This window comes from Allorhizobium sp. Av2 (assembly GCF_021462805.2).
Classification (GTDB): domain Bacteria; phylum Pseudomonadota; class Alphaproteobacteria; order Rhizobiales; family Rhizobiaceae; genus Allorhizobium; species Allorhizobium vitis_G.
In genome coordinates this window covers 310691-326875 of the sequence record NZ_CP192697.1, presented here as the reverse complement: position 1 = coordinate 326875, position 16185 = coordinate 310691, and the positions used below count along the sequence as shown (strand labels likewise).

The window sequence follows — 16185 nt, the reverse complement described above, 5'->3', positions numbered from 1 at the left end:
CCCTGTCAACCGGGCGGAAGAGTGGGCCAGGTTTCTATTATCTGGCCTTTTGAAAGAACATGAATTCCGTCAAAATGTTGCAGCACTGCCTCGCTCTGGGTTGGGCGAAAGAAAGCAAAATCATCTGGCTTTAAGGTACTGTCGTAAGGGAGAGCCATTAACTGCTGATTGGATGAAAGCCCCCAGATCCTGTTTTCCCGCATGCCTTTGGGAAAAACCGGCTTGGCCATCCACTTGCCGCCATAGAGAAAACACCCCTTGCGCGGGAAAAGACCTGTCGCTTGCATCAGGCTTGTCAGCAGCGGAGGCCCCGGCAGGCGAACCTCCTCCACTTTCAACACGGGCGTGGCAATAAACACGGCAGGCTGCACGGCCTGAAGAGAGGGCATGTCGAAATCCGTCGGTTTCAGGAAAGCCGAGCCCACGGAGACTTCATTCGCGGCACCGGCATCATGATAGGAGAGCGCGGTTTTACTGCCTCCCGTATTGACGATGGTACATGCGCCATGCGGAAAGACCGAAACAAAAGCCTTGATACGCGAGACAACTTTCTCCTGTTCCGCAGCACCTCCAATGAGACGCGCAACCTCCGGGATATGCGCCTCATAGCCGACAAGCCCCTCTATTCTCAATTCCTTTTGCTGAACGGCACGGGCGCAGATGGCAGCCAGCGCATCAGGCGTTTCGAACCCACCGCGATGCATGCCGGTATCCGTCTCAAAGGCTATTCTGATTGTTTGCCCCGCTTCGCGCGCCAGTGCCGCATATTGATCGAGCCGGTCCGGGCTATCGATCAGAAACACGGTGCGGCGCAGAAGATCCGCGACCAGATGCGGAGAAGCGAGCCGCATCCACGCCGCAAGCGCTCTTGTGGGAAGCGGTTTCCCGTACAGGATTTCTGCCTTCGGGAACGCCTCCAATACGGCACAGGTCATCGGCAGATGGAAGCTCATCAGGCGCATCGTTCCGGCTTGCGTCAGAATGCGCTCAAGCAATGGGATCGATGACAGAGACTTATCGACGACCCGTAAGCCAAGACCCGGCGCAAGACCGCGTGCAATCGTGGCAATATTTGCATCGAGCCGATCTCGATCGACAACAAGCACGGGACGAAACAGGTCGGCCTGGGAAAGTGCTTCGGAGAGCATCCGGAAATAGTCGGCTTCAGCCATTATCGCACCCCAAGCAGCGTCGCCATGTAAGGCGAGATAAAGCGATTTTCTGGATCTATTTCTGATCTGATCTCCATTGCATCCTTAAATCGCGGATAGATGCCGACCAGATCGGCAGCCCTCAGGTTATGCAATTTACCCCAATGCGGTCGCCCACCCCGCTTACGGAACACGGCTTCCGCAGCAAGGAAGAACGCTGCCGGATTTTCACCGATGCCGTGATGAATGGCTATGGAACACGTGTCACGCTTGTAGAAGGGGCTGAGCCAGAATTCGTCCCCTTTGACGGTGCGGACTTCAATGGGAAAGTAGATTTCCGGAAAGCGCTTCTCAATCAGTTCGATGATCTCTGCCAGAGCGCCGGCTCCCTCTTCAAACGGCAGATGATATTCCATTTCGTTGAACTTGGTCTGGCGGTCGGTGACATAGACCTTCATCCATTCACCCACGGCCTCCTCGTCGGACAGCTTCGCCATGGCATTGCCGATCAATTTGCGTCGCAAGCCGGGAAACCATCGCAGAAAGGTTCTGAGTTTCTTCAGCGTCGCAAGACCGTCTTCGTCCTCCGAGGTCACTTGAAAATCACCCGGTTCGTCAGTGATATCCAGTGTCTGAAAAAGCGCATGATTGGCAAAGGGAACAAAGAAAATCTCTGCCGATCGATGGGCTGACATCAAGCTTTCGAAGTTTTCAAGCGTATCGCCAATCGATATCATTGTCCGCTTGCGGCGCAGATTATAAGCCGGTACATTCTGAAAGGTAACGGCAGTCAAGGCTCCGAAACTACCAAGCGTCACGCCGGTCGCATGGATCATCTCGTCATCGCGTCCGGCTATAAATTCCCGGTGCGTGCCGCGACCATCGATGAATTGCATGCCTTTCAACAGCGTGTGATAAGCCCCCAGGCTAAGGCCCGAACCATGCGTTGCGGTACCAAGCGCGCCGGCGACAGACTGCTTGTCGATATCGCCCATGTTGGGCAGCGCTTGACCGAGCCCGGCGAGCAATTCCGTCAGATCGCTCAGCTTGGTACCCGCTCCAATCGTTGCGGTCAGGGCGTCACTGTCATAATCGATCAAACCGGACAAAGCCGACAGATCGACGATCGTTCCAGGGGTCGAGACAAGCGGCGTAAATGAATGGCCCGAGCCAACGAGCCGGAGCGGTCCTGGCGCCGAGCGGATGGTATTCTTCAACTCTTCATTCGTGCTGGGACGAAGAATTGCTTTCAGCTGGGTCTCAACGGTGCCTGACCAATTGCTCCACGATACATTTTCGCCTGAAACCATCGTAACTTCCTCTGTTTATAGGAGGCTTGTTCGGCCACACCGACCGGCGGGCCTTAAGGCCATTTTTATGTAACCCCAATCATTTCTGCTTTCTCACTGTGCGCCAGCATGCCCATTTGCTATCGTAATTGAGAAAAGCTGACACTGTGTCAATTTTTACTTTGGCGTATGTCACAAATTTGTCAACTCGAAAGCGGAGCACGCTATGACGAGCGACCAAAAGACATTGCGGAGGCAGCCCCGCCAGGAGCGCAGCAGAGACCGTATTGACGATATCCTTTCGGCAGCAATGGAGCTGATTGGTCAAAAAGGCAGCGCTGCTGTCACCATGCGCGGCATTGCCACGGCAAGCGACATGTCTCTGGCGACCGTCTACCATTACTTTCCAAACAGAACCGCAGTCATCGCTACGCTTTTTGAACGATATTCCCAGGGAACCCGCGAAGTCATCGATACGGCTCTTCAGGACATTGAGGATGCCTCTGGTATTGGCGATGCGGCGGAAATGATCGTTGATTTCTATTATAATCGCGTCCGGAGCGACCCTGCTGTGCAGGACCTGCTCGATGCCGTCCATGCTGACAAGGCACTGCATGACCTCGACATCCAGGAAACCCTCCGGCAGGCCGATCAGTTCAGTCGGAGTACACAGGGCTTTCTGGCGGAAAGTTGCAGGCAGGAATATGCGCGCGCCGTCTATTTGCTATTCCAGCTCGCCAGCGCTGCAATTCGTCTGGCCTTGCATGAGAATGAAGAAAAAGGCGCCGTGATCATTGATGATTATCGACGTCTTGTTCGTGGCCGGTTCAACCAATTCGAACAGCTATAACAACTGGAGTCGGTCAGCCATTCTGTGATTTGACAGTAAGCTGATGGACACCAGAGGGGGGACAATGTCTATGTCGGAACACCCATAGCCTCACCAGTAAACGCTCGGCTCGCCGGTGTTTTCGCAAGGAGCAACGCTGGCAAAAAGCGCTTGACATTTCTGTACTGTACCGTTTAGATCAGTTTCGGAGGGATTGATCTAAAAAGCGCCTTTGGGTGCGATCAATCAAAGGAGGAGTTCAAATGTCCATACAGTCGCGCAATATGCGCCCTATGCTTGGTAAGCCGTGCGTTGTCCGGCGATGCCCTTCAGCTGAAATGCCCGTTGACCGGATTGAAGCGCGACGTCCGCGAAAAGCCTAGGACAAATCATTACTCTATATGCCGACACCGTGTCACGGTGAGCGGATTTGCGCGCCGACTTAGATGTCGTCATTGCGCTTTAGCGCCTTACAATACCAGAAATAAAGGACCCAAGACAGTGAGCGGATTCACAATTGTCAACGGCATCGCTGAGATCAGCGACCCCGCTATCTACACGAACTGGCTTGATAACGAAGAGTTCAAAGCCGCGGTCGCGGCAGATCCATCGCCAGAGCGCACAGCGATCAAGCGGTTACTGATCGAGTTCGAAGCCGATCTTTCCAGGATCGTCCGCGACAATGTCGTGAAAGAGCGGGTCGTTGAGGTGATGACGAAGTACATCGCCGAGGACTACATTCAGCACGACCCAAACGCATTCGGCAATGGCCGTGAAAAACTCATCGAGCAGTTCCGACTGGTGCCTATCGCCGGCTCGACGCCGCCGCCCGTGGTGAGCGTCATTCTCGACGGAGAGGTCGGCTGCCTCATGATGCGTGAACTCGCGCCGGATCCGGTCGTGCCGGGTGCGGTTTACGAGTGGAACATCCTAACTGTCTTCCGGGTCCACAACGGCAAGATCGCGGAACATTGGAGCACCTTCCGCAAGGTCGTCCCCGGTCAGAATCCGATGGGGAATTGAGAAGACCGAACTCGATCGCAGCCCGGCTCCAAGGACGCATTGTGGCCGGCTTCGCCGACATCGCCGATTAGAGTTTGTCAGGGAAAAGTGGAACCCGATTTTCCCGAAAAGACAAACGAAACCAAGAGAACCGAGAGTTTGTTCGGTTCAATATGACCTTGACAGACTCTCGTAACGTGGAGCAACCGATGACCTTGCAAAACAAACCACCTGTAGGGGGTCTTCCTCCGGAGTTTCCACCGCTGGCAGGAGGCCTTCCTCACCAACCGAAATTTCCAGACTCGCCGTATCTCAGCGAGGTTGGGCGCCGGATACGCGACGACATCCTCGAGATGCTGCCGCTGTTGCGCAAACATGCGGCTGAGAGCGAACAGCTCGGCGCGCTTGCGCCAGAGACGCTCGCGGCCGTCGATCGTTCTGGTGCCTTCAAGATCACCATTCCGACCGAGCTTGGAGGCTATGCACTGGGCGCACGCGATGCTGCGGAAATCGTCAAAGCGCTCGGCCAGGGCGATGCGTCCGCCGGTTGGCTTGTGATCGTCTCGAGCGCAGCCAGAAACGCTCTGGGCTTCGATCCAAAGGCCCGCGACGAAGTCTTCGCCGGCATCCAAGACTGGGTTGGGCCAATCATGTTTGGTGCCACCGTCTTCGCGCCAAAGGTTGGCGATGGCCGTAAGGTCGACGGAGGCTACATGGTGAAGGGGAAATGGTCCTTCGGCAGCGGTTGCAAACATGCTGCCTGGGGAGCCGTCGGGTTCGAATATGACGCCCCGGAAAGCGGCGCGCGGTTGCGCGCCATGGGTATCCTGTCACGCGACCAATATGAAATCGTCGATGACTGGCATGTCATGGGCCTGCAAGCGACAAATTCAAACAGCGTCCGGGCCGACGAGGAAATTTTTGTTCCCGACTACCGCGTCGTTCACACCAATGACCTGCCGCGGGTGATGGACTCATTGAAGGGCAAATATTCCGGGCTAGCCTTCAAACACAGCCCGATTGGCGGCATGGTCGCCATGACATGCACCTTCGCGGCCCTGGCGATCGGTATAGCGCAAGGTGCCCTCGACTCTTTCCTCGAACAGGCAAAGAAGCGACCACCCTTCAACCTTCCCTATAAGACGATGTCGGAAATGGCCTCCATCCAAATGGTTGCCGGTAAGGCGCGCGCCGTTGTCAACGGAGCGAATGCCGTGCTCTGGCGCCACGCCGACGAAATCGACCGGCGTGCGATTGCAGGGGAAGACTTTTTCCCCTGGAACGAACCCGAGATCACCATGGACCTCGTCCACCAGATCCATGAATGCCTGCGCGTGGTCGACGGGCTCCTACTCGCCCTTGGCTCGTCCGCTGTCGTCCTCAGCAATCCGTTGCAACGCGCCTTGCGCGATATCCATGTGCTGGCGACGCATGGTGCGTTCCGGATCGATCCAATGGCCGAAATCAACGGACGCGACATGTTCGGTCTCGAACCTTTCCCGATGATTGCCGCCCTGAGTTCACCTCCTCCAGGCTCACCTCCTACTGGTAAGGGTCCATCGCATATGCCTCCACCGGGCATGACACCTCCAGCAGGCATGGCCCCACCACCAGGCATGACGCCCCCACCAGGAACAACACCCGCGCGAGGTTAAGCCTCCTTACCGATCGCCATCATCAACTTCGGATAGCGCGGTCATCACCGTCGGCGTCCGCCTTCACTGAGTTCAAGGAGTTCCGATGTCTCAAACGGATCTATCTATGGCGAAGGGGCTTCCCGCTACGCCCTATTCAAGTGGAACAATCCCGGCGCGCGATGGCGCTCCGCCGAAAGTCAGCTGGAAACAGTATATCGCCGACTTCGTAAAGGCCCCCAGCAAAGCAAAAGCCGCACTTATCGGCAGTCTTCTTCTTGTGGCCATGGGGCCGGCTGGCCTCTCGGCACTCACTCCGTTCGTGGTGCCCGCATTCGCGATGAAAACCGGGACACCGCTGCCGGAAGCTATGCTGATGTTTGTCGCTTTGCCGCTGATTATCGGTCCGCTCGTCCTGCCTTTCGCCGGACAATGGGTTGATCGGTTGGGTGCCCGACGCGTCGCTCTTCCCGGGATCATCCTCTACGCTCTTGTCACGGCGATCATACCACTTGCTGCGGGCAAGCTCTGGCTGATGGGAATACTTCTCGTTCTCGCGTCGATTTTTGGATTCGGGTCCAGTTTGGGTATAGCGTTCAAGGTGATTTCCGAGTGGTTCCCCAAGCACAGGGGCGTCGGTTTCGGTCTTATCGGGGTCGCATCCAGCCTGTTCAGCGCAATTTTTTCTCCCCTGTTCCAATGGCTTGTAAACGGCAATGCGCCGGTGTCACTACCAATGATGCCGGGCATGGGCACTGAAGACCCATCCAAATCCGCAGCGATGGTTGCAGCCATCGACCCCGGCATATATGCCGGGCTCGGCTGGAACGGCGCCTATTATGTGATCGCAGTCGCGATCGCCGTCATCGGTATCCCAGCGGCCTTTTGGCTTATCTCCGAACCGAAGGTGAGCACGGCTGCGGAAGTGCCGAAGACCGTGGATGTCAATCTGCCCGGCGTCCCGTTCAAGGAGGCAATTCCGACACGCGCCTGGATCTCGATCACGCTGTTCATCGCATTCGCCGCCGCAGGGCCGATTGCCATGCGCCAGAACGCAGTGGACTTCTACGGCCAGACAGGTATCGATCCGGCGACCGTGTCTCTCGCGCTGTCCTTATGCTTCAGCACGTCGGTTATCGGGCTGCTCGCCGCCGGAGCCGTCCTGGATCGGGCAAACCATCCATGGGTGGTCGCGGTTCTCCTGGCGACGGTGCCGATCGGTCTGGCACTTGCCCTCGTCAATAGCGGCAATCCTGCGCTTCTCTACCTGTCCATGGCGCTTCTTGGCTTCGCAACCGGCGCAGAATCCACTCTCGGTCCGACACTGATCGCCAGGTATTTCGGACTGAAATCCTTCGCCGCCCTGCAAGGTCTCAGCCTCGCAATCACCTCCCCGGCCCTGGCATTGGCTCCATTCCTCGTCAGTGTGGTCAAGACAAGTACGGGCAGCTACGTCGGTCCACTGCTGATGCTGACTGCAATCGCCCTGGTCGCGGTCATTCTCGCCGCCATGCTTCCGAGATATCCGAAACCATGGGTGCTCCATCAGCCCTCGGTAGACCCAGCTCCCGATCGGGCAACAGCGACGACCTCATGACCCTAGCCATGTCTGGTAGGTCCCGAGAGGACGTTGTTGATACCGGATGGGTGCCTGGATTTGCCTGAAGAACGGCTGTCTTTGTCCCGCACCAGTCCCTAGATCGGGCCACCCCAGCAGCACGGCTTATTACATAATACCAGGAGCCATTGAAAATGACTCCTGGTATTCCTTTGAAAAGATCTCAAACCTCTGATAAAATTGAGCTCTTTTCAAGACTTTGATACTACGCCACTTTTGCAAGCGGCATCATGTTGCGGTCGAAATAGATCAGTGGCAGCTTGTCCTTGTCACCGGATGCGACATGGACATTACAGATGAAGATCGTGTGCGTGCCTGACTGCATCGTTTCATGCACAGAACAGGTGAAGCGCGCGCATGCACCTTGAAGCGATGGCTGCCCAAGGTCGTCCTCAGTCCACTCACCAAGATCAAACCGCTTTTCCTGCGCAACCTTGCCGCCAAAAGCCATTGCGACATCCTGCTGGTCGGCGGCAAGGATGTTCAGCGTTAGCCTGCGATTCTGCTGCAAGAACGGATGCGCCGAAGCGGTCACGTTCACGCAGACCAGCAGTCGTGGCGGCTCCTGGCACACCGAGCAGGCAGCGGTTACGGTCAGACCCGCCCGCCCGGCGGGACCATCGGTTGTCACCACTTTCACGGCTGCGGCCATCATAGCCATTGCGTCCTTGAACTGCACGTCATCCGCAGCCCCCATATGGATTATTTCAGACATTCCATCCCTCCAGAGTTGATAGGCGGGGAGCCCAGCATCGGCAGGCTCCCCTGCGAAATTATTCAGCAGCAGCCTGAGCGGATTGGGAAAACGCACCGCGATGTGCCGCCCCGGGATGGTTATCTGGTAGACGCGGGCCGTGACCGAACAGTTTTTGTCGCAAAGGGCCTTCGGCATAGTCACGCTGGGCAAGGCCACGATCCTGCAAGACCGGCGTGACGTGATCGATGAAATCGATATAGGTGTCAGGATGCAATTGGCAGATCATGTTAATGCCATCAACACCTGCATCCTGCCAAAGCGCCAATTCGTCGGCGATACTTTCCGGCGTGCCGACAATGCGGCAATTGTAGGAAAGCGCGTTTGCGACCTCCTTGACGGTGGCCTTTTCGCCATTTGGCTTGCCCATCTCGATCATGCGTGCGTAACCCTGCAGGCCATCGAGACCGGACTCATCGACCGGCTTGTCAGGGTCGAGATTGGAGAGATCGACACCCATGTCGCGGCTGACATGCGCGGCAAGGCCTTCATAGCTGACCCATTCGTCGATCTCCGCAGCCTTTCGCTCCGCTTCTTCCATCGTGCTGCCGACGACGAAAGACAGGCCCTGAATGAACTTCAGGTCTTCGGCACCGCGCCCCATCTGCGCCGCCACCGCCTTGGTGCCGGCAATCCCGATCCGGGCACCGTCGACATTCGGATAGAGAACGAAAGTTCCTTCCGCATGCTGCGCCGCGAACTGGCTGCCACGCTTGGAGGCCCCTGCTTGGTAGAGCATCGGCGTCCGTTGCGGAGAGGGGCTGACCAGATGCGGCCCCTGCACCTTGTAACGCTCTCCGACATGATTGATCCGATGCACTTTGGTATGATCGCTGAACACGCCGCTCTCACGGTCCGCGATCATCGCGCCGTCCTCCCAGGAGCCTTCCCAGAGCTTGTAGAGAACGGACATATATTCGTCCGCCCAGTCATAGCGCTGGTCATGCGGAACGATCTTGTCATAGCCGAAATTGCGGGCGGCATTGTCCGTCACGCTTGTGACGATGTTCCAACCGATGCGGCCGCCGCTAATATGGTCGAGGGTCGAGGCCTTCTTTGCGAACGCGAACGGATGCTCGGACAGGATCGAGCTAGTGAAAACCAGACCAAGGTTTTTCGTCACCCCCGCAAGAGCCGCGCACAAGGTGAAGGTGTCGTTGCAAGGCATATGAAGACCTTGCTGGAAATAAGCATCCCACTTGCCATCATAGGCCGGATCAATGCCGAGAATGTCCGCGAAAAACATTGCGTCGAACCGCCCTTCTTCCAGTTTTGTCGCCAGCTTTGACCAGGTCTCGAACTCGTTGAAGCTGGCGAGCTGATTTTTCGGATGTCGCCATGTCCCGTGGTAGATGTGCGAGGGAACGTTCATCGTGAAGCAATTGAATATAAGCCGTTTGCGCATGTCTGCTGCTCCTGTTGATCTTTGTTGCTCCTCCCAGGACAAAGACTATGAGACAGGTCCGCTTGCGTCTTGGCTGACAGTGAACACCGACTATGCTGACCGTGCAGGAAGGCCGTCAGCCTTTCGAATTCGCCACACTGGCGTTTGCGGGGCCCATGATATGACTGGCATGATAATTGCTTCTAATCTTGCGAATAGTGCCCCCTGGAGGCGATGGCATGGCAGTCTGGAACGCGAACGAAATGCCGGAGCGGGACCGCTTTCCCTATTGGCGGGAGGTTCTGTGCGAAGCCTATATTGCCCTCAATCCCATTCTTGAGGGTGAGCAGCGCTTCAAGGGAGAGGTTAAGGCCAATCTTCTCGATTGCATCAACGTCACAACCATTTCCTCGAGCCGGCAGAAGATCCATCGCAGACGCCTGGATATCAGCCGTATGCCGCACGAGGTCTATTTTCTCAATCTTCAGGTCAAGGGACAGTGCCGGATGATGCAAGGCTCCCGGGAAGCGCTGCTGGAACCAGGTGATTTTTCGCTTGTGGACTCAACCGAGCCTTATCTCAACGATTACTGTAGCGATGACTGGACCCAATATTCCTTCCGCATCCCGCGAGCCATGCTCAAACCATTGCTGAAACAGGCAGACAAGCAGACGGCAATCCGCTTTACCAGTGCGCATCCCATAGCGTCCGTCGCCATCGACTATCTGAAATCCGTTGCGCAGAATGCCGAACACATTGGATCTGCCTCGACGCCGATTGCAAATCACATTGTCGATCTCGTCGCCATGACGGCAGGCGTGTCCACAAGCGAAGAAGACCGCGCCCGTGGGACACTCAGATCGCAACTTTCACGGTCGGTTATTCAGTTTATCGGCGCGCATGCCGCAGACCCCACACTGACCCCCGCCAAAGCGGCGCAGCACTTCAAAATATCGGTCCGCTACGTCCACCGTCTTCTGGAGGAGAGCGGCGAGACCTTCAGCCGCCTGCTGCTCAAGCGGCGCCTGGAGCGATGCGCCAACGACCTTCGTGCTGAGGCCACTATCTCAATCAGTGAAATCGCGTTCCGTTGGGGCTTCAACGACCTTTCGCACTTCAGTAAAACCTTCAGGCACCATTTCGGAGTGGCTCCTCGCGATTATCGGGGACAGTAGGCGGCGCTTGTGGCGCCGTCTATGTGGTGTGATCTGCCGCTTCTGTCGGAAGCTACGAACAAGACGCCCGCCCGCCTCACTCAACCGCAGGGTCAACATCACTTGGCCGGGCGATCGGTCCAGGACGGTGGTGCGCCAACGGCTCCGGCCAGAACATCGCGAAGACCCGGTGCCCGCCCAAACACTTCACACGCCGCATTTTTGGGCTTTCCACCCAGTTGCGACTTCAATTTTTGGCCTGAGGGCAAGGAAAGGTCCAAACCGGAGGATTGACGGCCTTTTACCAGTATCTCTGAGAACTGGCTGGCAAATGACGATGCGAGGCCATAGGCGTCACCGACTTCTGAAACACGCGCAGTATTGGTGATGGAATTTGCACCGCGGGACCAGACGATGGCCGCTCGTTGAGCACCTTTTGCGTCAACCGCCTCCGCCTCGACAGCAAGACCTCCCAGGCCGATTGGCAGACGTGGGACACCCACGGGAAGAACGAAGGAGGTTCCCAATGTGACTGCGGTCGACAGGCCCGCCACGGCTTTGCTGGTCGGCACTATGTCGGTTATTACGGCGTGAACGGTGAGATCAGCCGCCTCTCCGGGAGCAACAACCCGGTATTTATCACTGAGATCGATACACATTGCGCGATCCAGAGCATTGGAGACCAGCCTGTCATTCCCGGCGTCATGGAGCCTCGAAGAGGCCAGCGGCGACAACCGTGTGGGAGAAATGGAAACCGTTTGCGCCGCCACTATAGCCGGGGTGTCAGCAAAACTCCGTGATTTGCTGACGTGACCTTCAACAGGACCCAAGCCTTTATAGGAGGACAGCGTACCGGACTGAGTGAGCGGAACGGAGCTACACCCAGCCAATACCATCACAAGAAGGAGACCCGCCACCTTCCCCTTGGCGGAATGAACATGGAAAACGGGTGAGTTGGGAGCTTTGCTATCGGCAAGATGCGTCTTCATTTTCGTGACTTTCATGGAATGGATAGCAGGGGAATGGATGGTTTTTCGAAATTGTGTTTCCGGCAGATGTCGAGCGATCATCTTCACGGTTGAGCGTCCGCTTTGCCGTTCGGATCATCGTTCGATCGCGCCTTTTGTTCGGCATTCAGCAGCAACGACATCGCACAAGGCAGTAGCGTCAGGGTCAGCACGGTTGCCACGGCAAGCCCGCCAATGATGGCAAAGGCCATGGGGCCCCAGAAAATCTCGGCGGCAATTGGGATCATCCCGAGAATCGCGGCACAGGCGGTCAGAACGATCGGACGGGCGCGATGGATCGCGGCCGCGATGATGGCGTCTTTGGGCGCTTGCCCAAGTGCGACGTTCTGATCGATCTCCTGAATGAGAATGACGGCATTGCGAATGATCATCCCGCACAAGGCGATGACACCAAGTTGCGCGACAAAACCCATGGGCGTACCAGTCGGCCACATGGCTGCGACCACGCCGATGAGGCCGAATGGGGCCATGAACAGAGCCAAGGCCATTCTGGAAAAGCTCTGCATCTGGACCATCAACAGAACTGCAATGGCAAACAGCATCACAGGAATAACGGCGTAGATCGACGAATTGCCTTTCTCGGATTCTTCCGTGATGCCGCCGGCAATAATAGAGTAACCCATGGGAAGCTCCGCGCGCAGAGCATTGAGCTGGGCATCGGCTTGCTCGGCGACCATGGCAGCCAACGCATTCTTTTCAACGTCAGCCTGAACAGTGATCATCGGCTTTCCTTGCTGGCGCCAGATGATCGGGTCTTCCATCCCGTAGGCAACCGAAGCGACTTGCCGAAGCGGCACATAGTTTCCATCGCCGGTGCGCAGTTCGAGATTGCCGATGGTCGAGACCGAGTTACGGTCAGCTTCAACGCCCTTGACCATGACATCAACGAGTTTGTCCTTGTCGCGAACCGTGGTGACTTTCGATCCCGAAAAGACCGCCGCGATCTCACTGGCGATGGATTCCGAACTCATACCCAATGTGCGCGCTTCGATCTGGTTGACCTTGATCGTCACGCTTTTCTGCGGTTCGCCAGCCGTGAGATTGACGTCGCGGGTATCTGGATTTTGACCGATGATCGCAGCCACTTTTGTCGACAGGGCACGAACCTGCTGATAATCCGGCCCGGAAACCCGGAACTTCAGCGGCCATCCGACGGGAGGACCGAGTTCAAGAGGCGAAACGCGGGTGACGATATCCGAAAACCGCTCATTGAGCACAGCTTCGATCTTGCGGCGGACACTCTCCCGTTTTTCGACGCTTTTGGCGACGACGACTGTTTCCGTGACATTGTCGTTGTCGAGTTGCAGATCCATCGGCAGGTAAAAGCGAATAGAGCCTGAACCGACATAGGTGATGAAATGATCGATGTCGCGGTCGGTTCGCAAGATCGCTTCCAATTCGCGCGCACGAATGTCTGTCGCGGCCCGCGATGCATTTTGAGGAAGCGTGAGACTGACCAGCAGTTCCGGTCTGTCGGACGCCGGAAAGAACTGCTGTTTCAATTGCCCGAGCCCAGCGAGGGACAAGGCAAAAGCGGCAGTTGCCAACAGGATCGTCAGCCACCGATGCTTGAGGTTCCAGCCCAGTATTTTGCGATAGGTGGCCATGACGATACCCGTCTTCTTATGGGTATGCGCAAGGCTGCGGGGCAATATCCAGGTGCCAAGGATCGGCGAAAACAGTACCGCAACGATCCAGGAGGACGACAGAGCAATCAGGATCACCATGAACAGGGAGAGGGTATATTCTCCCGCACTTGAGGCGGCAAAACCCACCGGAATGAAGCCTGCGATCATCACCAATGTGCCGGTCAGCATCGGAAATGCGGTGGTCTCATAGGCATGGGTTGCCGCAACCAGACGCGACTTGCCCTTTTCAAGGCAGGAGACCATGCTTTCGACGGTGATCATCGCATCATCCACCAGCAGGCCCAATGCGATAATCAAGGCGCCCAGCGAAATTCTCTGAAGTCCGACGCCGGTCAATTCCATACCCAGGAATGTCAGGGCAAGAACGATGGGAATGGAGGCGGTGATAACCAACCCGGCCCTTGCCCCCAGGGAGACAAAAGAGACGGCCAGCACGATGACGATCGCCTCCACCAGAACCTTCATGAAGCCGTTGACGGCATCCTTGACGACTGCCGACTGATCCGCGACTTGGATCATCTCGATCCCGTAGGGAAGATTGGAGGCAATCGCGTGCATGCGATCTTTCAGGGCCTTGCCGAAAGAGAGAAGGTTTCCATCCTTTGCCATCGAAACGGCCAGACCAATGACCTCCTTTCCGTTTACCCGCACCGAGGCGGCAGGCGGATCGGTGATCGTGCGGGAGATCGTCGCGATGGAGTCGAGCCGAAAATATCGGCTGCCAAGCTTTAAGGTTATATCTTTCAGGCTGTCTTCGGAGGCAAAGGCTCCGGTGACACGAACCGAAATCTTTTCCTCGCTGGTCCGGACGGTTCCAATCGGATTGACGGAATTCTGGGCTCTGATGGCTTCGATTGCGGCAGACGGATCGATACCCAGGCTGGCAAGCTTGCTCTGCGCGAATTCGATGACGATCTGCTCGTCCTGGGTGCCGAGAATGTTGACCTTGCCGATATCTGGCAAGGACAGGATTTCACCACGGATTGCCTCCACGCGGTCGCGCAGTTCACGTTGGTTGATCCCCTCTGCCCGGAAAGCATAAATGCTTCCATAGGTGTCACCGAATTCATCGTCGAAGAATGGCCCCTCGACCCCTTCGGGCAATGTCGAGGTGATATCCGAGATCTTCTTGCGAATCGTGTACCAGATACCATCGACTTCAGCGGGCGGCGTGTCGTCACGCAGGTTCACCATGATGACCGACTGGCCGGGCCGCGTGTAGCTTTGGGTATAATCGAGATGCGGCGTCTCGGAGAGCTTCTTTTCGAGTTTGTCGGTCAACAAGTTCACAGTGTCTGTGGCACTGGCACCAGGCCAACGCGCCCCGACGACCATCGTTTTGATGGTGAATGGTGGATCTTCATTGCGCGAGAGCTTTTGATAGCTCAGGATGCCACTGATGATCGCGGCAAACATCAGGAAGATAACAAATGACTGATGGCCAAGAGCCCATTTCGATAAATTGAACCGGGCACGCGACTGGGGTGATTGTTCGCTCACGATTGCGCCCCCTTCTCAACAGTAACCGCTTCGCCATCGCGCAATTTGCTCACCCCGGCCGTGGCGACGATGTCGCCATCGGCCAGTCCTTCTGAAATGAGCATGTCGTTTTCGCCATATCGTTCGATCTTGACCGAGCGAACCTGGAGTGTCCTGGTTTCCGGCAGGTAGACGAAAACCGCCTGGTCCTGCCCCCGGCTGGTCAGTGCAGATGCCGGAACCTTGAAAAGACGTTTTGGCGAAAGGGTTACTTTGCCGGCAACCGCAGCGCCCAGAGGCGCGCCGCTCAAGGCACCATCCAGCGTGACTTTGACCCGGTAGGTGCGCGTCGCCGCGTCAGCGGAAGGCGTGACTTCACGAACCTTTCCTTTGGCGGTCAGGGTCGGATTGGACAACAGGCTGACCTCCACGTCGCTTTCGTTCAGGTTTTCAATCAACATCTGTTCAGGCACGTCGAAGACGGCGTCGAGTTCGGTGTCGGAGCTGAGGGTCAGAACCGTTTGCCCTGTGGTCACGACCTGGCCCACATTGATGGAGACGCCTGAAACGACACCGTCTCGTCCCGCTTTCAGATCCGTATAGGAGAGGTTCTGTTGTGCGCTCGCCAAAGTCGCGGCGGCGACTTCGAGCTTTGACTTCGCCGCTTGCAGATTGGCATCGCTCTGCTGGACCTGAGCTCGCGATACCGCATTCTTGCCAATGAGTTCCCAGTTACGGGCTGCGGTCAAATCCGCCAGTGCCAGATCCGATTTTGCCTCATCGACTTGCGCGGATGCGGACGCGACGTTGATCAAGGCCGGCGTCTTTTCTACTGTTGCAAGCACATCGCCCTTTTTCACGGATGATCCCGTCTCGACGCGAAAAGCCACCAGTCCGTCGATCCTGAAGCTCATCGGCGTTTCATAACGCGGACGGATCTCGCCGGTCTGGCGAAAGACCTCCCCGACAAGCTCCGATTTGACTGTGACCGCCTTAATGGCGCGAGGTGTCTTTTGCGTGCTGGCTTCATCCGAACAGGCGCTTAGAAGCACGGCAAAAACGCCTGTGGTACATAGGATCATTCGTCTCAGCATGTGCACTCCAGTGTTTGCTGGCGTGCCTCCGGTGAAAGAGGCAGCAGATTGACTGCCGTTCTCTCCCACATGGATGATCGGTTGGGTGTTTCATTCTGTTAAGTTTTGTTAAAGACCTGC

12 protein-coding genes are annotated in these 16185 nt (G+C 56.6%); 5 read left to right on the top strand and 7 right to left on the bottom strand.

The window, feature by feature from the left end:
* Nucleotides 1-5: 5 nt before the first annotated feature.
* Nucleotides 6-1172 (bottom strand): alanine racemase, encoded by a 1167-nt coding sequence (locus tag FS819_RS19480; protein WP_156547270.1) that lies wholly within the window; start codon nucleotides 1170-1172, stop codon nucleotides 6-8.
* A complete protein-coding gene (locus FS819_RS19475) occupies nucleotides 1172-2461 on the bottom strand; it encodes a D-arabinono-1,4-lactone oxidase (RefSeq protein WP_156547269.1) in 1290 nt (429 codons plus the stop codon). Before FS819_RS19475 ends, FS819_RS19480 begins: the two co-directional genes overlap by 1 nt.
* A gap of 205 nt (nucleotides 2462-2666) precedes the next feature.
* On the opposite strand from FS819_RS19475, the gene FS819_RS19470 reads away from it, so the two are divergent.
* The 4 genes from FS819_RS19470 to FS819_RS19455 all read left to right on the top strand — a co-directional run bounded on the left by FS819_RS19470 (nucleotide 2667) and on the right by FS819_RS19455 (nucleotide 7502).
* Entirely contained in the window at nucleotides 2667-3290 is a 624-nt protein-coding gene (locus FS819_RS19470) for a TetR/AcrR family transcriptional regulator (protein ID WP_156547268.1), read from the top strand.
* A gap of 480 nt (nucleotides 3291-3770) precedes the next feature.
* On the top strand, nucleotides 3771-4292 hold the full coding sequence (locus tag FS819_RS19465) for a hypothetical protein (RefSeq protein ID WP_234624477.1): 522 nt from the start codon (nucleotides 3771-3773) through the stop codon (nucleotides 4290-4292).
* Nucleotides 4293-4480: 188 nt separating this feature from the next.
* The gene (locus tag FS819_RS19460; protein WP_234624478.1) at nucleotides 4481-5926 is read left to right on the top strand and encodes an acyl-CoA dehydrogenase family protein; all 1446 of its coding nucleotides are present in this window, start codon (nucleotides 4481-4483) and stop codon (nucleotides 5924-5926) included.
* 85 nt (nucleotides 5927-6011) lie between these two features.
* Entirely contained in the window at nucleotides 6012-7502 is a 1491-nt protein-coding gene (locus tag FS819_RS19455; protein WP_156547267.1) for an MFS transporter, read from the top strand.
* Between the two features lie 226 nt (nucleotides 7503-7728).
* Here FS819_RS19455 and FS819_RS19450 read toward each other — a convergent pair whose 3' ends face one another.
* On the bottom strand, nucleotides 7729-8238 hold the full coding sequence (locus FS819_RS19450; protein ID WP_234624479.1) for a flavin reductase family protein: 510 nt from the start codon (nucleotides 8236-8238) through the stop codon (nucleotides 7729-7731).
* A 58-nt stretch (nucleotides 8239-8296) separates the two neighbouring features.
* Nucleotides 8297-9682 (bottom strand): NtaA/DmoA family FMN-dependent monooxygenase, encoded by a 1386-nt coding sequence (locus FS819_RS19445; protein WP_156547266.1) that lies wholly within the window; start codon nucleotides 9680-9682, stop codon nucleotides 8297-8299.
* A 218-nt stretch (nucleotides 9683-9900) separates the two neighbouring features.
* On the opposite strand from FS819_RS19445, the gene FS819_RS19440 reads away from it, so the two are divergent.
* Nucleotides 9901-10836, top strand: a complete 936-nt coding sequence (locus FS819_RS19440) for a helix-turn-helix domain-containing protein (protein WP_156547265.1) — start codon at nucleotides 9901-9903, stop codon at nucleotides 10834-10836.
* Between the two features lie 98 nt (nucleotides 10837-10934).
* Here FS819_RS19440 and FS819_RS19435 read toward each other — a convergent pair whose 3' ends face one another.
* The 3 genes from FS819_RS19435 to FS819_RS19425 form a co-directional block, all read right to left on the bottom strand.
* Nucleotides 10935-11711, bottom strand: coding sequence for a DUF3313 domain-containing protein (locus FS819_RS19435; RefSeq protein ID WP_197434047.1), 777 nt, complete (start codon nucleotides 11709-11711; stop codon nucleotides 10935-10937).
* A 176-nt stretch (nucleotides 11712-11887) separates the two neighbouring features.
* Nucleotides 11888-14992 (bottom strand): efflux RND transporter permease subunit, encoded by a 3105-nt coding sequence (locus FS819_RS19430; RefSeq protein ID WP_234624480.1) that lies wholly within the window; start codon nucleotides 14990-14992, stop codon nucleotides 11888-11890.
* Entirely contained in the window at nucleotides 14989-16065 is a 1077-nt protein-coding gene (locus FS819_RS19425) for an efflux RND transporter periplasmic adaptor subunit (RefSeq protein ID WP_156547263.1), read from the bottom strand. Before FS819_RS19425 ends, FS819_RS19430 begins: the two co-directional genes overlap by 4 nt.
* Nucleotides 16066-16185: the final 120 nt, after the last annotated feature.